The following is a 19,776-nucleotide window of genomic DNA, read 5'->3' on the forward strand; positions in this document are numbered from 1 at the left end:
TTTGGTCAGCGGAAGGGCGCTCGGCACTGCCGCGGCCGTTCTAGTTCACGTACGAGCAATCACGATGGCCTCGTGTGGGCGATCGAACCAGATCTCGTGAGTGCCGTCTTCCGCGGAAGGCGAAGCGATCAGCAGGAGGCACCCTCATCCGAGGGTGCCTCCTGCTGCGTCACTCCGATGGTGGGCGGTACCGGGATCCGATCACCGCATCACCCCATCGAACGGCTCACCGACCGCAACGGGCATCTGCCGGCTGACGGTCCAGCCCGGGCGCCGGGCATCTCGCCCTCATCGAGTTACGAGACGTCCCTCAGCGGGGAGCGCTGCCGAAGGCGCTGGAGAGGTACGCCCGGGAATCGGCGATGGCGCCCTCGATGATCCGGGCCGCCTCGCGGGCCTCCTCGGGCCGGTGCCCGGCCTGCACCTGGAGCCGGAACCGGGACGAGCCGGTCGGGGTCACCGGGAACTCGACCATGAATGCCAGCACCCCCCGGTCGAAGAGCAGGCGGTTCGCCGTCCGCGCCAGCTTCTCGTTGCCGATCAGTAGCGGCACGATCGGTGACGGCTCACCCATGCAGGTCAGACCCCGGCCGGTCAGCTCGTCGCGCAGGGCGTGGATCGCGGTGAAGAGCCGGGCCCGCAGCGCGTCGCCCTCGGCCGACCGGATGATCCTGGTGGCCTCCCGCACCACCGCGGTCTGCACCGGCGACAGCGCGTTGGAGAAGAAGTGCGAGCCGCCGAACATCTTGATGTACTGCTTCAACGCCGGCGAGTTGGAGGCCACGAAGCCACCGTTGGAGCAGAACGTCTTGGAGAAGGCGCCCATCACGATGTCGACGCTGCCGAGCAGGTCCTGCATCCCCAGCACGCCCGTGCCGCCGGGCCCCATCGAGCCGAGGTCGTGGGCCACGTCGACCAGCAGCGTGGCGTCGTGTTCCCGGCAGACGCGTTGCAGGGTGACGAGGTCCGGCCAGTCCGCGTCCACCGAGAAGAGCCCGTCGGTGACCACCAGGATGCCGTTGCGGGTGTCCGTGGCCCGGATCTCGGTCAGGTGCCGGCGTACCGCCTCGACGTTGAGGTGCTCGTAGCGGACCACGTTCCGGGTGGCCGCCCGCGCCCCCTGCTGGAGGCAGGAGTGGGCCAGCCGGTCGATCAGGATGTGGTCGGACTGCCGGACCAGACCGACGACCGCGCCGAAGCCGGCCGCCCAGCCGGTCGGAAAGAGCGTCACGTGGTCGAGCCCGACCAGGTCGCCGAGGGCAGCCTCCAGATCGTCGGAGATACGGGTGTTGCCGAGCACCATCGGCGAGCCGGCGCTGTGCGGCCCGTAGTCGTGCATCGCCTTGGCCGCCGCCTCCCGGATCGCCGGGTGGGTGTTGAACGACAGGTAGTCCTGCGAGTTGAAGTTGATGCCCCGGGCCCGCCGGCCCAGGTCGTTGGTGATCTGGGCGACGCTGTCCGGTGCCGCCTCCAGCACCCGGGAGTACTGCCAGGTCTCCGTGCGGCGACGGGCCTGCACCCAGCCGTAGAAGTCCTCGGTGCGGGTCAGCAGGTTGCGGCCGGCGGGCCGGTAGAAGTCGTACGCGTTCTTGTCCAGGGCGTACTCCTCGTCGGGGTCGACGGGGTTGCGCAGGTGGGCCGGCTCCCACATCTCGGTGAGGTCGGCGACCACCTGGGCCAACTCGTCGTCGGCGCCTTCGAGCGACGCGAGGTCGTCCCACGGGATGTGGGTGGCCCAGTTGCGGGTCATCTCGGAGACCTCGGTCGCGGTACGCGTCATGGTCTCGAAGTCCCGGCAGTGGGCCGCCTTGAGGATGATCCCGATCAGTTCGCCGTCTTCACGCTGGTCCAGCTCGGTGGTCACGGTGTCGTCTCCCTGGTGGATCATCAGGCGAAGAGGTTCTGCTGGTAGCTGCGGGAGGTCTCGGCGAAGTCCTCGAAGACCGCGTGGTCCGCGGAGGACTCCTTCGCGGCGTCGTTGAGCAGGAAGAGGTTGGAGGCCTGGAAGAACTCCGACACCGGCGCGACGTCGGCGTGGGTGGCGATGAACCGGTCGGTCTCCTGCTGGTTGCCGCGTAACGCGACGAACAGTTGCAACTCGTCGTGCCGGTACGGACGCATCTCGGCGAGGGTGCAGACGTAGTCGTGGTAGGCGGCGGCGTTCTGGCTCCGGCGGCGGTCCCCGTAGGCGGTCATCGCCTCGTCGATCGACGCGTCACCGCGGAGCCACCGGTCGAGTGCGGCGCTGACCAACTCGGCGTCGCGGAAGGCGTGGGTGATGCCGATCGCGGTGCACTGGTCCTTGGCCGACTCGGCGTCACCGACGAGCACCCATCCGGGCCCGTGCAGTGGCCGGAGGAAGGCCGACTGGTCCAGGGTGCCGTAGATGCGTTCCTCCCTGGTCCCCTTGCTGCGCACCACGTCGCCCAGCTCCGGACTGACGAAGTCCAGCGCCTTCTGGTAGTTGCCGGGCACGTCGGCGCGAAACTCCCGCGACCACTCACTCGGACCCCAGACCAGGACCATGTTCTGGTCGAAGTTGGTCGGCGCCACCGCGCAGGCCAACCGGCCGCGCCGGTGCAGTTGTGCCGGGCCCAGGTCGAAGCCGGACCAGTAGCTCCAGTAGGCGAACGTGCAGCGGGGCCGCTCGTCGTACTTCGGCAACGCGAGGGTGCGGGCGACGAACGAGTTCCGGCCGTCGGCACCGACCACGATCCGGGCCCGCTCTTCGACCAGCTCTCCGTCGACCGCGCGCCCCCGGATACCGACGACCTGCCCGTTCTCGACGATCAGCTCCCGAACGGTGAAGTTGGTTCGCACCTCGGCACCGGCCTTGGCGGCCGCGCCGACCAGGATCTCGTCGAGCACCCGCCGCCGCACGGACGCATAGCTCTGCACCACGCCCGAGTCGTCGCCGTGCAGGTCCCGGAAGTACTCACGCAGCAGCTCGGCCGGCACCGAGCCGGTCAGCGAGATGCCGTCGTTGACCACCTCGACCGTGGTGTGCGCCGGAGTGACCGCCAGGACCTCGTCCAGCAGTCCCCACCGGTTCAGGTAGGACATCCCGTGCGGCCAGAGGAAGTGCGTCGAGATGACGTCGCTGGGAAACGAGGAGCGGTCCACCACGAGCACCCGGTGTCCACGCCGGGCGAGCAACAGGGCGGTGGACGCACCCGAGCAGCGGGCGCCGATGACGATCGCGTCGTACAACTGAATCGGTCCTTCGTCGATGTGGCGGTGGCGGCGCAGGTGGCGACGGCGGAAAACCCACCCGAGAGCGGCCCCGGGGTTCGCGGATCGCGCAGGTCACCCGGGGTTGCGTGCGGCGTCGACCACCGTTGCCGGTGGCTGCCTCCGCCGCACGTACCGATCGAGTCGGCAGGCACGGCGGAGAGCGTAGCTTATGTCCACAGTGGATCGAAACCGCTCGGAGTGAGCCCCCCGCAGCGCTGCTGGCATCAGACGAGGCGCTGGATGCGCACCTTGGGATGCTCGTTCCTCAGGTGGCCTCTCCCCGCAGCCAGCCGAGGAAGCGTTGATGCAGCGCCCCCGTCGACACCGAGGTCAGGTCTTCGGAGCACGCACCAGTTGGGCACCCCAGGTAGAGGGCCAGGGAGATCGGAGCGCCATCGAACTCCGCACGCAGCTCGCGCTGCCGCGTGCGGCAGGGCCGAGGCGCATCGCAGCCACCACAGCTCCAGATCGGCAGCACCGGACCGTGCGTGGTCACGCGCGGCCTCCCAGCAGAGCCGCCGTCACTGCGATGATGACCAGATGCCGCTGTACGAGATGACGTCCAACGTGCTGGAGCCTGTGCCGTCCACGACCTTCACGGCGGAGCAAGTGCTGGAGCGGGCTGACCTGCAGCGACTCCTTCGCGCGCGCATCGACATGATCGTCGACGGCGTGATGGTCGTGGCTGAGGAGTTCGGAGCCTTCACCGATGCTCGACGCCGTGTCGACCTCCTGGGAGTCGACCGCAGTGGCCGACTGGTCGTCATCGAGCTCAAGCGCACCAACGACGGCGGTCACGTGGAACTTCAGGCGCTGCGGTATGCCGCGATGGTGTCAGTCATGACCTTTGACGACCTCGTCGAACATCACGAGCACTATCTGGCCCAGGTCGAACCCGAGGCGGTCGACGAAGCCCGGTCAAGACTGGCGGAATTCCTCGAGGAGGCCGGCGGGGAGGACACGGTGCTTAGCCGCGAAGTACGCCTGGTACTCGTGGCTGCCGGGTTTGACCGTGAGATCACCACGACTGTGCTCTGGCTGACTGACGTGTACGGCCTTGACATTCGTTGCGTGAAGCTCACGCCGTACAAGGTCGCCGAGAGGCTGCTGCTGGACGTGCAGCAGATCATCCCGCTGCCCGAGGCTGGCGAACTGACCGTCCAGATCCGCCGTAAGCAAAGCCAGGCCCGGGCAGTCAGTGCCGATGGCCGCGACTGGACCCAGTACGAGATCGTCACTCCCGAAGGCCGCAGTCGTCCTCTGCGTAAGCGCTGGGCCGTGCTCACCATGGCGACAGCTCTCCACAAGGCGGGAATTACCGCCCAACAGCTCAGCGCCGCCATCCCACGCTCGAGATTCCTGCCAGTCGAAGGCCTGCTGAGCGGTGATGCTCTGCGCGCTCCGCCGCCAGCGTCCGTGCTGTTGGCTCGGACTGATGTCGCTCCCACCACTCGCCCCGGGCGTCCGCGTGGTGGGCTGGTTGTCGCTGCGGTACGCGCGAGGATCGCCGGTGTGGCCGACTGCGCCAGAAGTGTCGCGCATCTGACATCCACATTGACCTAGAGTGATTGAGTAAATAACTTCGTCCAGTTAATAACATCTATATCTCAAGAACAGAAAGGTAGGTGACGGTTTATTTTGCGCATTCCATAAATGCTGATGCCTAGATGCAGGTCTTCGGGAGAAAGGGACGAAGTGGTACGACAAAAAGCTTTGCTGGCCACGCTGGCAGCCACCCTGCTTGCATTCGCACTACCAGCGCCAGCTCAAGCCTCAAGCTACCGAGACTGCGCCTACCCATACGTGTGCCTATACGAAGGTGCATACGACACTGGGACCAAGTTCGCCCAGTATCAGGACACGTACTACCAGAACATGTCGAGCAGCCTACAGAATCGCGCAGATTCCGTGGTCAACACCCGTAACGACGATTCAGTATGGTTGCTCGACACGGGCGCCAGCCCTGACCGCTATATTTGCATTCCTCGCAACACCCGAGCCAACCTTGGCGATTACGCACACCCCAATGGCGGAACCTGGGCCAACGATGTCGACACGATCCGCATCTGGTCAGACAATGGCACCTGCAGCGGTACTTACCAGGTACGGCAAGGCTCCGTGCCGGACGGATGGCGTGGTTAATCAATAGTTACGCCAACCTGGCGCTTCTATGAATGTCAAGCTCCGCCGAATGTTCCGCTGGCGGAGCTTGACATTCGTCCTGAGAGGGTGTTCGGGATGGGCGTCAGCCAGGTGACGATACGGCCATGAGCGAATCCAGAGAGGTTGTCGTGATGATGGGGCCACGGCCAACGAAGCGCTCAGCCACCAGCAGGCCCGCGTCATGGGCTTTCTGGCCAGCGTGACTGATAGAGGCGCCTTCAATAAGCCATGGCGTCAGGTTGCGCTCAAAGGCATCAACAACGGTTTTGAGAACACAGCTTTCAGTGGCAATGCCACACACGCACAGATCCGTCCAACCGCGTTTGGCGACAACCTCCGCACCTCGGTCGTCAAAGAGGCTGTAGATGCGCTTATCCACGATGGCCGTAGCTTGCTCGGCATACGGTTGCAACTCGGTGACGATATCCGTTTCGGGAGCAGTCTGGTACTTCGCCCAGTGAATCAGGCACTCAAACGGGCCAGGATAGTTGAAGTACCGAGTGAAGACCACATCGCCGCCACCATGCTGCCAGCGCTCGACCAAGTCTGGGATGAGGCGATTGGGTGTTCGCCCAGCCGAACGGCAGACCGAGCGATCCTCGCGGAGATCACGACACGTGGAAGGCGCCGCTGAAGGAGGCGAACGTACGGGATGCCTGCCTGCACGATGCGCGGCAGACGGCCGCGACCATGCTCTTGGTCCTCGGCGTGCCGACCCGCGCGGCAATGGAGGTGATGGGTTGGTCGCAGATGGCCATGACGACCCGCTATCAGCATCTCGCCCCGGAACTCATCTCGGGCATCGCTGAGCCGGTCGCCGGACTGCTCTGGCGAACGAACCGAGACGACGCAGGGCACCGGTCATCCGGTGCCCTGCTCGTGTGCTGGTCAGTGTGTGGGCGCGGCAGGTTTCGAACCTGCGACCCCTCGCTTGTAAGGCGAGTGCTCTCCCACTGAGCTACGCGCCCGGAACCCGTACGAGCGGGCCGGAGGTTGGCTAGCTTACCCTGCCATCCACCGGCCCGGTCGTACGGCGTGCCCGGTTGGTCAGGCCGCGACAGCGTCGGCGAGGGCCTTGCGCCAACCCTGCTGGTCGCGGGCCTCGCCCGGCATGTTCATCTCGGCGAAGCGGACCACGCCGGCCTTGTCGATCACGAAGGTGCCCCGGTTGGCGATGCCGGCGACGTCGTTGAAGACGCCGTACGACTGGGCCACCGCGCCGTGCGGCCAGAAGTCGGCCAGCAGCGGGAACTGGTAGCCCTCCTTGTCGGCCCAGATCTTGTGGGCGTAGACGGAGTCGACGCTGACCGTCAGCACCTGGACGTCGTCGTTGACGTAGTCGTTGAGGTTGTCCCGCACCTCGCACAGCTCACCCTGGCAGATCCCGGTGAAGGCGAGCGGGTAGAAGACCAGCAGCACGGTGCGCTTGCCACGGAAGTCCGAGAGCCGGACCTCCTGGTTGTTCTGGTCCTTGAGCACGAAGTCCGGCGCCTCGGCGCCAACCTCGATCGGCATGCGAGCTCCTCAGGATGGGGTCGGATGGGCAACAGCCTGCCACACCCGGCAGTGGGTGCCGCCGGGTGATCGCCGACGTCGGTCTACTTCTTGCCCTTGGCGCCGCGGCGCAGGACGAGGCGGGCGCCGCTCCAGTCCCGGCCGGCGTTGACGGTGGAGGTCTGCTGGAGGCCGGCGGTGGGCGCGGACTCGGCGACCTCGCTCGGCTCCACGTGCCCCTCACGCCCCGCCTTGGGCGTGAGCAGCCACACGACGCCGTTGTCGGCCAGCGGGCCGAGGGCGTCGACGAGGAGCTCGAAGAGATCACCGTCGCCGTCGCGGTACCAGACCAGCACCGCGTCGACCACCTCGTCGGTGTCCTCGTCGACCAGCTCTCCACAGCGGTCGGTCAGGGCGTCCCGGAGATCCTGGTCGACGTCTTCGTCGTACCCCATCTCCATGACGACCATCCCCGGTTCGATCCCGAACCGGTCCGCCAGGCTGCGTACCCCGTCGGCGGCCTGACCAGCGGTCGCGCTCACTGTCGCGTGCCTCCTCATCTCATCCCTGCCTGCGGCGTCACGTCGACGCCGTCAGGCAAAGTCCACACAGTTGTGGCTCCCCGCGCAAGTGGCGCACCGGGTGCAACGGAATTTACCGTGCCAGGAGCGTGCGGGCACCCTGGGTAATTGCTTCCTCGGAGACGAGAACCTGACGCGCCGCCGGGCCTAATGGTACAAACGAGTCAACTCCGGCCACTCGCCGCGCCGCTCCGACATATCCGGCATCCACCAGGGCCGCGATGACCCCCTCGCCCACCCCGCCGGAGCGGCGGGTCTCGTCCACGACCAGCACCCGGCCGGTCGCCGCTGCCTCGCGGATGATGTCGGCCACCGGCAGCGGGGACAGCCAGCGCAGGTCCACCACCCGGGTGCCGACGCCCTCGTCGGCGAGGGTGGCCGCCGCGCGCAGCGACATCGGCACTCCGTTACCGAACGTGATGATCGTGACGTCCTCGGCGGAGCCGACGCCGTAGACGCGGGCCCGCCCGATCGGCACGTGGCCGCCGGTCCACGCGCCGGGCTCGGCGTAGTGGGCCAGCCACTCACCGTCACCGTCGGCGTACAGGTCGCGGGTGTGGTAAAGCGCGATCGGCTCCAGGAAGACACAGACGCTGCCGTCCACCGCGGCGCTGGCCAGGCAGGTGCGCAGCATGGGCGCGGCGTCGTCCGGCCGCGCCGGCACCGCGATCACCAGACCCGGCACGTCCCGGAGTACGGCCACCGAGTTGTCGTTGTGGAAGTGCCCACCGAAGCCCTCCTGGTACGCCAGGCCGGCCACCCGCACCACCATCGGGTTGCGGAAGGCGCCCTGCGAGAAGAACTGCATCGTGGCGGCCTCGCCGCGCAGCTGGTCCTCGGCGTTGTGCAGGTACGCCAGGTACTGGATCTCGGGCACGGGCAGCATCCCGGCCAGCCCGGCGCCGAGCCCCAGCCCGAGGATCGAGGTCTCGTCGAGCAGCGTGTCGAAGACCCGGGCCGCGCCGAAGCGGTCCCGCAGCCCCTTCGTCACCCCGTAGACGCCGCCCTTGGCGCCGACGTCCTCGCCGAACACCGCCATCTGCGGGTGGTCGAGCATCCCGTCGGCGAGCGCGGCGTTGATGCTCTGCGCCAGCGTCAGCGGGCCGGTCAGTTCGGGCGGCCTGCCACCGAACGCCTCCGCCCGGGCACCGGCACCGGGGCCCGCGGCGCGGGCCGCCGCGTCGGCCACCGCCCGGGCGAGGCGGGCCGGCCGGCGCGGGGCCAGCGGGGCCACCACGTCCGCCGGCGCGGTGAGCTTCGGCTCGTCCAGCACCTCCTCGGCGATCCGGCGCACCTGCCAGCCGATCTCGTCGTAGCGGGCCAGCAGCTCCTCGCCCGTGGCCACCCCGGCGTCGACCAGCAGCCGTGCCGTGCCGGCCAGCGGGTCGCGGTCGAGGTCCGCGGCGATCTCACCGGCGCTGCGGTACGCGGTCTCGGCGTCCGCCCCGGCGTGCCCCATCAGCCGCACCGTCGACAGGTGCAGCACGGCGGGACGCCGGTGCCGCCGCACCCAGGCCGCCGCCTCGGCCGCGGCCTCGTACGCCCGCACCAGGTCGTCGCCCTCGGCGGCGAAGTAGCGGATCCCCGGCTTGGACCGCAGCGTGGTCTCCACCCAGCCCTTCGGGGAGCGGACGCTGATGCCGAGGCCGTTGTCCTCGCAGACGAAGAGCACCGGGATGCGCAGGCCGGTGTGGTCGTACCAGCCGGCGGTGTTGAACGCGGCGGTGGCGCTCGCGTGGTTGACCGAGGCGTCGCCGAACGAGCAGACCACGATGGCGTCCGTCGGCCAGGGCGCCTGCTCGGCACCGGCCCGCGCCCCGTCGCGCCGGCCGGAGGTGTCCAGCCGGCGGAGCCGTTCCACCGCCAGCCCCATCCCGACGGCGCGGGGCAGGTGGGAGGCGATGGTGGAGGTGGTCGGGACGACGGCCAGGTCGGCCCGGCCGAAGACCTTGTGGCGTCCGCCGGCGATCGGCTCGCGGCTGGAGGCGACCATGCCGCGCAGGACGTCGCGGGCCGCTTCGGCGTACACCGGGGAGAGCGGCTGGTCCACGACGGACCGGGCGTCGGCGGCCGGCTCGTCGGGGTCGCGGGCGTCGGGGGCGGCGCCGGAGCCGACCGCGTCGCCCGGCGGGGCCTCGGCGGGCCGGTCGGAACCACCGTGCCCGGCTCCGACCCGCTCAGCTCCGACCCGCTCAGCCTCCGGCTGGTCGTCTTCGGGATGCTCGGCCTCGGGCCGCTCGGCCGGCGCCGACCCGCCGGCCTGGGCCGCGCGGACGCAGTAGAAGGCACCCGAGCGGTAGTGCAGCAACGCCGGATCGGTGACGCGCAGCGCGGCGGCCACCGCGGCGTTGCCCTCGTGGCCCGCGGAACCGATCGTGTAGAAGCCCTCGCCGAAGCTGCGCAGCCACCGGCCGGCGAGGTCGAGCTGGCGGCTGGTGGCCTGCGCGTCGAAGAGCTCCAGCGCCCGCGCGCCGGTCAGGGTCGTGTCGTCGGTGACCGGCCGTGCCGGGTCACGCCGCTGCGCCGGGGCGGCCAGCGCGGCCAGCGTCTCCCGGAACCGGTCGTCGAGATCTTGCGGGGTGGTCACGTCGGACAGCATTACCGACGAGCGGCCCGCGCGCCCACTCGGACACGTTCGACGCGGTGTCGTCAGTCCTCGTCGCACTGCTCGGGGCAGCCCCCGTCGGAGACCTTCCAGACCAGCTCGCGCAGGGTCGCCAGCTCCCGCCCGCTGAGCCCGGCGAGCAGCCGGGAATCCGACATGACCTGCTGCACCCGGGCCCGCACCTGCCGTCCCGGCCCGGTCACCACCAGCGTCTTCTGCCGCCGGTCGGCGGGGTCGGCGTGCCGCTCGACCAGCCCGGCCCGCTCCAGCTTGTCGACCAGGGCGGTCACGTTGGAGCGGTCGCAGCCCAGCCCGGCGGCGAGGTCGCGGGCCGGCAGCGGCCGGTCGGGGTCCAGTTCGTGGAGCGCCCGTGCGGTCGCGGGGGTCAGCCCCAGCTCGGCGATCTCCATGTCCTGCTGATGGCGCAGCGCGGCGGCGATGTGCGTGATACGGCGCACCACGTCGCCCGCCAGCGCCGCGCGGGCGGGATCCGCCGGGGTGGCGGGGACGGTGTGCTGAGCCATGCCGCACATCCTACTTTCGGCCGATGGTTCGGCACCCGGACCGTACGGGTCCGCCGGTGGCACGACACCCCTTGCCGGGGTGCCGATCCACGCGTATGTTCTGTTCAGAACTTATTGAATATTCGAAACGAGGAGTCCATGACGGAAGTGTCCGCCCAGCGCCACTACGCCGAGGAGGCCGCCGTCGTGCTGAGCGGGCTCGGCCTGCCACCCGCGTACGGCAAGCTGCTCGGCTGGCTGCTCGTCTGCGACCCGCCGTGGCAGACCAGCGCCCAGCTCGCCGAGGGGCTCGGGCTCTCCAAGGGCTCGGTCAGCACCGGCATGCGGATGCTGGAGACCAGCGGGCTGGCCCGGCGGGTGCCGGTGCCGGGCCACCGGGGGCACGCCTACGAGGTCAGGCCGGACGCGATCATCCACATCGCCGCCGACGCCGCCAAGTTCCGGGTGTTCCGCCAGCTGATGGAGCAGGGGCTGACCGTCGTCGGCGGCGAGGACGCGCCCGGCAGCGAACGGCTGCGGGTGATGCGCGACTTCTACGCGTTCGTCGAACGCGAGGTGCCGAAGCTCGTCGAACGCTTCGAGGCCGAATACGACAAGAGGGGAGGCAACGATGACTGACCCCGCCATCGAGACCGGCGACCTGGTCAAGACCTACGGGCGCAACCGTGGCCTGACCGGGCTGGACCTGCGGGTCGAGCGCGGCGAGGTGTACGGGTTCCTCGGTCCCAACGGAGCCGGCAAGTCCACCACGATCCGGCTGCTGCTCGACCTGATCCGCCCGACCAGCGGCCGGATCAGCGTCCTCGGCGCGGATCCCCGCCGCGCCGGGGTCGCCCTGCGCCGCCGGATCGGCTACCTGGCCGGCGACTTCGTCGTGGACGGCCGGCAGAGCGCCCGGGAGCTGCTCACCTACCTGGGCAATCTGCGCGGCGGGGTGCCCCGGGCCCGGATCGACGAGCTGGCCGCCCGGCTCGACCTGGACCTCGGCCGGCGGATCAGAGGGCTCAGCAAGGGCAACCGGCAGAAGGTCGGCGTGGTGCAGGCGTTCATGCACGACCCGGAGCTGCTGATCCTCGACGAGCCGACCAGCGGGCTGGACCCGTTCCTCCAGCAGGAGTTCCTGTCGTTGGTGCGGGAGGCGCGCGCCGACGGCCGGACGGTGTTCATGTCCTCGCACGTCATGAGCGAGGTGCAGCAGGCCGCCGACCGGGTGGGCATCATCCGCGAGGGCCGGCTGGTCACCGTGGCGCGGGTCGAGGAGCTGCGCGAGCGTGCCGTACGCCGGGTGGAGGTCACCTTCGCCGAGCCGGTCGCCGAGGCGGAGTTCGCCGCCCTGCCGGGCGTGAGCGAGGTGACGGTCGCGGGATCTACCCTGCGCTGCCGCCTCGACGGGCGGGCCGACGCGCTGGTCAAGGCGGCCGCCGGGCACACCGTGATCGGGCTGCTCTCCGAGGAGCCCGATCTCGAGGAGTTGTTCTTCGGCTACTACTCGCGCGAGGAGTCCGTCCGTGCTGCTGCGTGACCCGTTCACCAAGGCCCTCTACGACGCGCGCCGGTCGCTGTTCGGCTGGACCGTGTCGATCGTCGCCGTCGGGGCGATGTACGCCTCGTTCTGGCCGACCATGCAGACGCCGGAGATGACGAAGGCGTTGGAGGCGTACCCGGAGGGGCTGCTGGAGGCGTTCAACTACAGCGACCTCACCAGCGCCGCCGGCTACCTCGGCAGCGCCGTCTACGGCCTGCTGGTGCCGCTGCTGGTCGCCGTGTTCGCCATCGCCGCCGGGGCCCGCGCGGTCGCCGGCGACGAGGAGGCCGGCACGCTCGACCTGGTGCTCGCCCACCCGGTCGGCCGGACCCGGCTGGTCCTGCTCCGCCTCGCCGCGGTGGCGGTCGGCATCGTGGCGGTGGCCGTCCTGCTCGGCCTGGCGATGGTCGCGCTGAGCGGGCCGTCGCAGTTCGACGGCATCGGCGTCGGCGGCTTCGCGGCGATGACCCTGCACCTGGCCCTGTTCGGGCTGGCCTTCGCCGCGCTCGCCTTCGCGGTCGGCGCGGCCACCGGGCGGCGGGCCGTGGCGCTCGGTGTCAGCGCCGCGGTGGCCGTGCTCGGCTACCTGGCGAACTCGGTCCTGCCCCAGGTGCGGGGGCTCGCCTGGGCGCGGGAGCTGTCCCCGTTCCACTGGTACCTGGGCGGCTCGCCGCTGCTCGACGGCGTGCAGCCGGTAGGGGCGCTGCTGCTCGCCGGCGCCACCGTGGCGCTGGCCGCCGTCGGCGCGGTCACCTTCGCCCGCCGCGACATCGCGGTCTGATCCGAAGCGCGGGACGCGCCGTCGTGGTCGGAACGGGCGGCGCGGAACGCGCCGTCGTGGGCGGGTCGGGCAGCGCGGAGCGCGCCGTCAGCCGGGCAGGAACGAGAAGCGGACGCTGCGGGTGGGGTTGTCGCCGTTGGGGTCGACCAGGCAGACCGACTGCCAGGTGCCCAGCGCCAACCGGCCGTCGACCACCGGCAGCGTCGCGTACGGGGGGACGAAGGCCGGCAGCACGTGGTCGCGCCCGTGCCCGGGCGAGCCGTGCCGGTGCCGCCAGCGGTCGTCGGTGGGCAGCAGGTCGTCGAGCGCGGCGAGCAGATCGTCGTCGGAACCCGAGCCGGTCTCGATGATCGCCAGTCCGGCGGTGGCGTGCGGCACGAAGACGTGCAGCAGGCCGTCGCCCTGCCCGGAGACGAACCGCTCGGCCTCCGCCGTGATGTCCCGGACGGTGGGCCGGGCCCCGGTCTGGACGGTGATCACCTCACTGCGCATACGACGCATTCTGCCCGAGGCGGTAGCTGGCCGCCCAACTCCCACCGGCCTGGCCGGTTGCGCAAAGTTACCGACGGGTACCTGTGTCGCGCGTCGCGTCTCCGGGCGGTGGGCGTGACGGCAGGTGCCACCAGGGGGCAGGATGGCGCTAGAGACCTATCCCACACAGAACCGAGGGAACGCCTGTGGCTACGGAACGCAAGCGCCCGGTGATCACCGCTGGTCTGCCGAGCCAGCTTCCGGACATCGACCCTGAAGAGACCAGCGAATGGGTCGAGTCGCTCGACGGTGTCATCGACGAGCGCGGGACCAAGCGCGCCCGCTACGTCATGCTGCGCCTGCTGGAGCGGGCCCGCGAGCGCCAGGTCGGGGTGCCGTCGCTGACCACCACCGACTACATCAACACCATCCCGCCGGAGCGCGAACCGTGGTTCCCGGGTGACGAGCACGTGGAACGGCGGATCCGGGCGTACGTGCGGTGGAACGCGGCCATGCTGGTGCACCGGGCGCAGCGCCCCGAGATCGGCGTCGGCGGGCACATCTCCACCTTCGCCAGCTCGGCCTCGCTCTACGAGGTGGGCTTCAACCACTTCTTCCGGGGCAAGGACCACCCGGGCGGCGGCGACCACATCTTCTACCAGGGCCACGCCTCCCCCGGCATGTACGCGCGGGCGTTCCTGGAAGGGCGGCTGACCGAGCACCAGCTCGACGGGTTCCGCCAGGAGCTGTCGCACCCGGGCGGCGGCCTGCCGTCGTACCCGCACCCGCGGCTGATGCCGGACTTCTGGGAGTTCCCCACGGTCTCGATGGGCCTGGGCGGGCTGAACGCGATCTACCAGGCGCGCTTCAACCGCTACCTGCACCACCGGGGCATCAAGGACACCTCGGACCAGCACGTGTGGGCGTACCTGGGCGACGGCGAGATGGACGAGCCCGAGACGCTCGGCGCGATCGGCGTGGCCGCCCGCGAGGAGCTGGACAACCTCACCTTCGTGATCAACTGCAACCTCCAGCGGCTCGACGGGCCGGTGCGCGGCAACGGCAAGGTCATGCAGGAGCTGGAGGCGTTCTTCCGGGGCGCCGGCTGGAACGTCATCAAGGTGGTCTGGGGCCGCGAGTGGGACCCGCTGCTCGCCGCAGACACCGACGGCGCGCTGGTCAACCTGATGAACACCACGCCCGACGGTGACTACCAGACCTACAAGGCGGAGTCCGGGGCGTACGTCCGGGAGCACTTCTTCGGCCGCGACCAGCGGACCCGCAAGATGGTCGAGGACCTCAGCGACGACGAGATCTGGAACCTCAAGCGGGGCGGGCACGACTACCGCAAGCTCTACGCGGCCTACAAGGCGGCGATGGAGCACACCGGTCAGCCGACCGTCATCCTGGCCAAGACGATCAAGGGCTGGACGCTGGGCTCGCACTTCGAGGGCCGTAACGCCACGCACCAGATGAAGAAGCTGACGCTGGAGGACCTGAAGACCTTCCGCGACCGCCTCTACCTGGACATCCCGGACAAGGCGCTGGAGGACAACCCCTACCTGCCGCCGTACTACACGCCGGGCGAGAAGTCCGACGAGATCGCCTACCTCAAGGAGCGGCGCCAGCAGCTCGGCGGCTACCTGCCGTCGCGGCGCTCCGGGCAGAAGCGGCTGGCCATCCCCGGCCCGGAGCGCTTCGCCGACGTCAAGCGCGGCTCGGGCAAGCAGAAGGTGGCCACCACGATGGCCTTCGTCCGTCTGCTCAAGGACGTGATGAAGGACAAGGAGTTCGGCAAGCGCTGGGTGCCGATCATCCCGGACGAGGCCCGCACCTTCGGCATGGACTCGCTCTTCCCGACGCAGAAGATCTACTCGCCGCACGGCCAGCGCTACACCTCGGTCGACCGGGAGCTGTTCCTGTCGTACAAGGAGTCCACCGGCGGGCAGATCCTGCACGAGGGCATCAACGAGGCCGGCTCGGTCGCCTCGTTCACGGCGGCGGGCTCGGCGTACGCCACCCACGACGAGCCGATGATCCCGATGTACATCTTCTACTCGATGTTCGGGTTCCAGCGCACCGCCGACGGGCTGTGGGCCGCCGCCGACCAGATGGCGCGGGGCTTCCTGCTCGGCGCCACCGCCGGCCGGACCACGCTCAACGGGGAGGGGCTCCAGCACGAGGACGGCCACTCGCTGCTGATCGCCGCCACCAACCCGGCGGTGGTCGCGTACGACCCGGCGTTCGCGTTCGAGATCGCGCACATCGTGGAGAACGGCCTGCACCGCATGTACGGCGAGGCGCAGGAGAACGTCTTCTACTACCTGACGATCTACAACGAGCCGATCCTCCAGCCGGCGGAGCCGGAGGGGGTGGACGTCGAGGGCCTGCTCAAGGGCATCTACCGCTACTCCCCCGCCCCGTCGGTGGGCGACGACGCGCCGAAGGCCAACGTGCTCGCCTCGGGCACCGGCATGCAGTGGGCGCTCAAGACGCAGCAGCTGCTGGCCCAGGACTGGGGCGTGGCCGCCGACGTCTGGTCGGTGACCTCCTGGACGGAGCTGCGCCGCGACGCGGTGCAGTGCGAGGAGCACAACCTGCTCAACCCGGGCGGTGACCAGCGGGTGCCGTACATCCAGCAGAAGCTGGCCGACGCCGAGGGCCCGAAGGTCGCGGTCAGCGACTGGATGCGCGCGGTGCCGGACCTGATCGCCCGCTGGGTGCCCGGCGACTTCACCTCGCTCGGCACGGACGGCTTCGGCATGTCGGACACCCGGCACGCCCTGCGCCGGCACTTCCACGTCGACGCCGAGTCGGTGGTGGTGGCGACGCTGCGGCAGCTCGCCCTGCGCGGCACGGTGCCGGCGAACGTGCCGGCCGAGGCGGCCAAGAAGTACGCCATCGAGGACGTGAACGCGGCCCCGGTCGGCGAGACCGGCGGCGACAGCTAGGACGTACGCGACGAAGGGCCCGGCGCACCCGCGCCGGGCCCTTCGTCGTCGCCGGTCGGGCCCGTGAGGCGCCCCGGGCAGTGGCGGCGCGTGAAGCGGAACGGCGGTGGTCCCGGGGGTCCCTGGCGGGGACACCGGGCCACCGCCGTCGCGGGTGACGCCAGGACGTGCCCGGCTCAGCCGACGGCGGCCAGATCGGTCAGCCGGGCGAGCGAGTCCTCCAGGTCGGCGCCGACCCTGCGCAGGCCGAGGCGGAGCAGGGCGGCCTTGACCGGACCGGCCGGCCAGCGTACGACGATGAGTCGCACGATCGTCCCGCCCTCCTCCTCGTCCGCGGTGAGCTGGACGTAGATCTCGGTGCGCGCCTCCGCCCGGGCACCGGCGCCCCTGGCGCGTTCACGCCAGCCGATCAGGGTCGGCTCCTGGTAGGCGATCACCTCGGCCTCATGCGCCGCGCCACGTCCGGCCTGGACGAGTTGTCGGCGCCCGAAGCCCTCTCCCGAGAGCACCTCGGCCGCGCGGACCCCCGCCAGCCAGGCCGGCAGCTGCTCGGCCCGCTGCACGACGTCCCAGACCACTTCCATCGGCGCCATCACGTGCGCACTGCGTTCCACGAGGATCATTTCCGTCTTCCTCCAGTGAGGACATCCCACGATATCGGCACTCTATGCGCAAATTCGGACTTACCTGGACGGGTTCGGAAAAGACACGCCGAAATCCATTGCGCTACGGCGCGGGAAGGCCTATGGCGCATCGATCGACGGCGCTCTAGAGTCGCGAGCACGATTCACGTACGCCGGGAGGGCGCATGTCGACCGCAGCGATGCCCGAGTTCCCCGCCGGATTCCGCTGGGGAGTGTCCACCTCCGCCTACCAGATCGAGGGCGGCGTCGACGAGGACGGGCGGGGAGCGTCCATCTGGGACACGTTCGCCCACACCCCCGGCCGGATCGCCGACGGCAGCACCGGCGACGTGGCCTGCGACCACTACCACCGGCACGCCGAGGACGTCGCGCTGCTGGCCGGGCTGGGCGTCTCGGCGTACCGCTTCTCGATCGCCTGGCCCCGGGTGCGGCCCACCGGCGACGGCCCGGTCGACCCGCGCGGCCTGGACTTCTACGACCGGCTCGTCGACGACCTGCTCGCCCACGGCGTCGACCCCGTCGCCACGCTCTTCCACTGGGACCTGCCGCAGGCCCTCGAGGACGCGGGCGGCTGGCTGAACCGCGACACCGCCCACCGCTTCGCCGAGTACGCCGACGCGACCGCCGCCCGCCTCGGCGACCGGGTGAAGCTCTGGATCACCCTCAACGAGCCGTTCATCCACATGAGCCTCGGCCACGGCACGGGCGAGCACGCCCCCGGCCGGACGCTGCTCTTCGACGCGTTCCCGGTGGCCCACCACCAGCTCCTCGCCCACGGTCTCGCCGTCGCCGCGCTGCGGGCGCGCACCGCGAGCCCGGTGGCCATCGCGAACAACTACACGCCGGTGCGACCGGCCGGGGACGCCGCCGCCGACCGGGCCGCCGCGGCGGCGTACGAGGCGCTGCACAACCGCCTCTTCACCGACCCGCTGTTCGGTCGGGGCTACCCCGCCGAGCTGGGCTTCGACACCGCCGTGGTGCGCGCCGGCGACCTCGACGCGATCGCCGCGCCGATCGACGTGCTGGGCGTCAACTACTACAACCCGACCGGCGTACGCGCCCCGCAGGAGGGCTCGCCCCTGCCGTTCGAGTTCGTGCCGCTCGACGGATACCCGCGCACCGCCTTCGACTGGCCGGTCGCCCCCGACGGGCTGCGCGAGCTGCTCGGCTGGCTGCACCGCACGTACGCCGACGACCTGCCGCCGATCCAGATCACCGAGAGCGGCTGCGCGTACGACGACGTGCCCGACGCCGACGGGCGGGTGCACGACCCGCAGCGCATCGCGTACCTCGACGGGCACCTGCGCGCCGTACGGGCGGCGATGGCCGAGGGCGTCGACGTCACCGGCTACTTCGTCTGGTCACTGCTGGACAACTGGGAGTGGGCGGAGGGCTTCACCAAGCGCTTCGGCCTGGTGCACGTCGACTTCGACACCCAGCTCCGTACGCCCAAGTCCTCGTACGCCTGGCTGCGCGACCTGATCGCCCGGCCGTGACCACCGTCGACCCGACGCCGGCGTCGCTGCCGGCGGCGCTCGCCGAGCCGGCCGTGCCGGTGCGGCGGGGCTGGATCGCGCTGATCTTCGCCGCGAACCTCGGGGTCTGGATGGCGTTCTTCACGCCCATCCAGGTGCTGCTGCCGCAGCAGTTGGAGCGGATCGCGCCGGCCGACAAGGAGACCGCGCTCGCCGTGGTCACCGGCCTCGGCGCGCTCGCCGCGGTGCTCGCCAACCCCCTCGCCGGGGCGCTGTCGGACCGCACCTGCCTGCGACTGGCCGGGCGGGAGTTCGGCCGCCGGCACGTGTGGACCGCCGGCGGGGCGCTGCTCGGCGCGGCGGCCCTGGTGCTGCTCGCGCAGCAGCGCACCGTCGTCGGGGTCGCCCTCGGCTGGGTCGCCGCGCAGGTCTGCTTCAACGCGATGCTGGCCAGCCTGACCGCCGCCGTGCCGGACCGGGTGCCGGTCGCCCAGCGCGGCGGCGTCTCCGGCTGGGTCGGCATCCCCCAGGCACTGGGGCTGGTGCTCGGCGTGGTGCTGGTGACCGCCGTGGTGAGCGGCACCGCCGCCGGCTACGCCACGATGGCGGTCGCCGTGCTGCTGCTGGCGCTGCCGTTCGCGCTGCTCACCGCCGACGACCCGCTGCCCCGGGCGCACCGCCCGGCGCTGCGCTGGCGCACCCTGCTCGCCTCGATGTGGGTCTCGCCGCGCCGGCACCCCGACTTCGGCTGGGCCTGGATAACCCGCTTCCTGGTGCAGCTCGGCAACGCGCTCGGCACGCTCTACCTGCTCTACTTCCTCACCGACGAGGTGCGCCACCCCGACCCCGAGGGCGGCCTGCTGGTGCTGATCCTGCTCTACACGGCCGGCCTCGCGGCCACGGCCGTGGTGGCCGGCCGGCTGTCGGACCGCTCCGGCCGGCGCAAGGTCTTCGTCATCACCGCCGGCGGGATCATGGCGGTCGCCGCGCTGCTGCTGGCCGTCGCGCCGGTCTGGCCCGTGGCCGTGGCCGCCGCGCTGCTGCTCGGCGCCGGCTACGGCGTCTACCTGTCGGTGGACGCCGCGCTCATCACCCAGGTGCTGCCCGCCGCCACCGACCGGGCCAAGGACCTGGGCGTGATCAACATCGCCAACTCGGCCCCGCAGGTGCTCGGTCCCGCGATCTCCGCCCCGCTCGTGGTGCACCTCGGCGGCTATCCCGCGCTCTACGCGGCCACCGCGGCGGTCACCGTGCTGGGCAGCGTGCTGGTGCTGAAGATCCGCTCGGTGCCCTGAGGCGTACCCCTTGGCCTGATCGGCTCGCGCGCC

Annotated in this window: 17 protein-coding genes, 1 tRNA gene and 1 pseudogene; 8 read left to right on the plus strand and 11 right to left on the minus strand. The window is 70.5% G+C overall.

Going from position 1 to position 19,776, the window contains the following annotated elements; translation table 11 throughout:
* Positions 1 to 310: 310 nt before the first annotated feature.
* From CLT72_RS13930 to CLT72_RS13940, 3 genes are all read right to left on the minus strand, one after another.
* Positions 311 to 1,864 carry an aminotransferase class I/II-fold pyridoxal phosphate-dependent enzyme gene (locus tag CLT72_RS13930; protein ID WP_350821159.1) on the minus strand — a complete coding sequence of 518 codons (1,554 nt, stop codon included), beginning with the start codon at positions 1,862 to 1,864 and terminating at the stop codon, positions 311 to 313.
* A gap of 23 nt (positions 1,865 to 1,887) precedes the next feature.
* Positions 1,888 to 3,216 (minus strand): NAD(P)/FAD-dependent oxidoreductase, encoded by a 1,329-nt coding sequence (locus CLT72_RS13935; RefSeq protein ID WP_101412185.1) that lies wholly within the window; start codon positions 3,214 to 3,216, stop codon positions 1,888 to 1,890.
* A gap of 283 nt (positions 3,217 to 3,499) precedes the next feature.
* Positions 3,500 to 3,730 (minus strand): hypothetical protein, encoded by a 231-nt coding sequence (locus CLT72_RS13940; protein WP_101412187.1) that lies wholly within the window; start codon positions 3,728 to 3,730, stop codon positions 3,500 to 3,502.
* Between the two features lie 44 nt (positions 3,731 to 3,774).
* Here CLT72_RS13940 and CLT72_RS13945 point away from each other — a divergent pair, with 44 nt between their 5' ends.
* Positions 3,775 to 4,797, plus strand: a complete 1,023-nt coding sequence (locus tag CLT72_RS13945) for a PDDEXK family nuclease (protein WP_101412189.1) — start codon at positions 3,775 to 3,777, stop codon at positions 4,795 to 4,797.
* Positions 4,798 to 5,479: 682 nt separating this feature from the next.
* Here CLT72_RS13945 and CLT72_RS13955 read toward each other — a convergent pair.
* Entirely contained in the window at positions 5,480 to 5,941 is a 462-nt protein-coding gene (locus CLT72_RS13955) for an isochorismatase family protein (RefSeq protein ID WP_250100946.1), read from the minus strand.
* A 20-nt stretch (positions 5,942 to 5,961) separates the two neighbouring features.
* Between CLT72_RS13955 and CLT72_RS32795 the strand changes: the two are divergent.
* Positions 5,962 to 6,123: pseudogene (locus CLT72_RS32795) on the plus strand (tyrosine-type recombinase/integrase); the annotation flags it as partial.
* A 170-nt stretch (positions 6,124 to 6,293) separates the two neighbouring features.
* On the opposite strand, the gene CLT72_RS13965 reads toward CLT72_RS32795, so the two are convergent.
* The 5 genes from CLT72_RS13965 to CLT72_RS13985 all read right to left on the minus strand — a co-directional run bounded on the left by CLT72_RS13965 (position 6,294) and on the right by CLT72_RS13985 (position 10,601).
* Positions 6,294 to 6,365: transfer RNA gene (locus CLT72_RS13965), tRNA-Val, on the minus strand.
* Positions 6,366 to 6,444: 79 nt separating this feature from the next.
* Positions 6,445 to 6,912: a peroxiredoxin gene (locus CLT72_RS13970; RefSeq protein WP_088999030.1), complete on the minus strand. Its 468-nt coding sequence runs from the start codon at positions 6,910 to 6,912 to the stop codon at positions 6,445 to 6,447.
* Between the two features lie 83 nt (positions 6,913 to 6,995).
* Positions 6,996 to 7,433, minus strand: a complete 438-nt coding sequence (locus tag CLT72_RS13975; protein WP_007072328.1) for a DUF3052 domain-containing protein — start codon at positions 7,431 to 7,433, stop codon at positions 6,996 to 6,998.
* Positions 7,434 to 7,545: 112 nt separating this feature from the next.
* On the minus strand, positions 7,546 to 10,071 hold the full coding sequence (locus tag CLT72_RS13980; RefSeq protein WP_101412193.1) for a thiamine pyrophosphate-dependent enzyme: 2,526 nt from the start codon (positions 10,069 to 10,071) through the stop codon (positions 7,546 to 7,548).
* A 50-nt stretch (positions 10,072 to 10,121) separates the two neighbouring features.
* Positions 10,122 to 10,601 carry a MarR family winged helix-turn-helix transcriptional regulator gene (locus tag CLT72_RS13985; protein ID WP_101415153.1) on the minus strand — a complete coding sequence of 160 codons (480 nt, stop codon included), beginning with the start codon at positions 10,599 to 10,601 and terminating at the stop codon, positions 10,122 to 10,124.
* 138 nt (positions 10,602 to 10,739) lie between these two features.
* On the opposite strand from CLT72_RS13985, the gene CLT72_RS13990 reads away from it, so the two are divergent.
* Genes CLT72_RS13990 through CLT72_RS14000 form a run of 3 tightly spaced genes read left to right on the plus strand, consistent with a single transcriptional unit; the run spans position 10,740 to position 12,907 of the window.
* Complete coding sequence (locus tag CLT72_RS13990; protein WP_101412195.1) at positions 10,740 to 11,219, plus strand: GbsR/MarR family transcriptional regulator; 480 nt, start codon at positions 10,740 to 10,742, stop codon at positions 11,217 to 11,219.
* A complete protein-coding gene (locus CLT72_RS13995) occupies positions 11,212 to 12,123 on the plus strand; it encodes an ABC transporter ATP-binding protein (protein WP_101412197.1) in 912 nt (303 codons plus the stop codon). The genes CLT72_RS13990 and CLT72_RS13995 overlap by 8 nt, the downstream gene beginning before the upstream one ends.
* Positions 12,110 to 12,907: an ABC transporter permease subunit gene (locus CLT72_RS14000; protein ID WP_250100945.1), complete on the plus strand. Its 798-nt coding sequence runs from the start codon at positions 12,110 to 12,112 to the stop codon at positions 12,905 to 12,907. The genes CLT72_RS13995 and CLT72_RS14000 overlap by 14 nt, the downstream gene beginning before the upstream one ends.
* A gap of 87 nt (positions 12,908 to 12,994) precedes the next feature.
* On the opposite strand, the gene CLT72_RS14005 is transcribed toward CLT72_RS14000, so the two are convergent.
* Entirely contained in the window at positions 12,995 to 13,399 is a 405-nt protein-coding gene (locus tag CLT72_RS14005; RefSeq protein ID WP_088999025.1) for a YjbQ family protein, read from the minus strand.
* Positions 13,400 to 13,584: 185 nt separating this feature from the next.
* On the opposite strand from CLT72_RS14005, the gene aceE reads away from it, so the two are divergent.
* Positions 13,585 to 16,329, plus strand: a complete 2,745-nt coding sequence (aceE, locus tag CLT72_RS14010; protein ID WP_101412199.1) for a pyruvate dehydrogenase (acetyl-transferring), homodimeric type — start codon at positions 13,585 to 13,587, stop codon at positions 16,327 to 16,329.
* 176 nt (positions 16,330 to 16,505) lie between these two features.
* On the opposite strand, the gene CLT72_RS14015 is transcribed toward aceE, so the two are convergent.
* Positions 16,506 to 16,952: an SRPBCC family protein gene (locus CLT72_RS14015; protein ID WP_101412201.1), complete on the minus strand. Its 447-nt coding sequence runs from the start codon at positions 16,950 to 16,952 to the stop codon at positions 16,506 to 16,508.
* Positions 16,953 to 17,137: 185 nt separating this feature from the next.
* Between CLT72_RS14015 and CLT72_RS14020 the strand changes: the two genes are divergently transcribed.
* Both CLT72_RS14020 and CLT72_RS14025 read left to right on the plus strand, forming a co-directional pair.
* Entirely contained in the window at positions 17,138 to 18,469 is a 1,332-nt protein-coding gene (locus CLT72_RS14020) for a GH1 family beta-glucosidase (RefSeq protein WP_350821149.1), read from the plus strand.
* Positions 18,466 to 19,743, plus strand: coding sequence for an MFS transporter (locus CLT72_RS14025; RefSeq protein WP_101412205.1), 1,278 nt, complete (start codon positions 18,466 to 18,468; stop codon positions 19,741 to 19,743). Before CLT72_RS14020 ends, CLT72_RS14025 begins: the two co-directional genes overlap by 4 nt.
* Positions 19,744 to 19,776: the final 33 nt, after the last annotated feature.

The sequence above is a fragment of the Micromonospora sp. CNZ309 genome (assembly GCF_002846525.1).

Coding starts and splice junctions, on each gene's coding strand:
- CLT72_RS13945 (WP_101412189.1), top strand. CDS start 3,775: ATGCCGCTGTACGAGATGACGTCCAACGTGCTGGAGCCTGTGCCGTCC.
- CLT72_RS13970 (WP_088999030.1), bottom strand. CDS start 6,912: ATGCCGATCGAGGTTGGCGCCGAGGCGCCGGACTTCGTGCTCAAGGAC.
- CLT72_RS13980 (WP_101412193.1), bottom strand. CDS start 10,071: ATGCTGTCCGACGTGACCACCCCGCAAGATCTCGACGACCGGTTCCGG.
- CLT72_RS13985 (WP_101415153.1), bottom strand. CDS start 10,601: ATGGCTCAGCACACCGTCCCCGCCACCCCGGCGGATCCCGCCCGCGCG.
- CLT72_RS13990 (WP_101412195.1), top strand. CDS start 10,740: ATGACGGAAGTGTCCGCCCAGCGCCACTACGCCGAGGAGGCCGCCGTC.
- CLT72_RS13995 (WP_101412197.1), top strand. CDS start 11,212: ATGACTGACCCCGCCATCGAGACCGGCGACCTGGTCAAGACCTACGGG.
- CLT72_RS14005 (WP_088999025.1), bottom strand. CDS start 13,399: ATGCGCAGTGAGGTGATCACCGTCCAGACCGGGGCCCGGCCCACCGTC.
- CLT72_RS14015 (WP_101412201.1), bottom strand. CDS start 16,952: ATGATCCTCGTGGAACGCAGTGCGCACGTGATGGCGCCGATGGAAGTG.
- CLT72_RS14020 (WP_350821149.1), top strand. CDS start 17,138: ATGTCGACCGCAGCGATGCCCGAGTTCCCCGCCGGATTCCGCTGGGGA.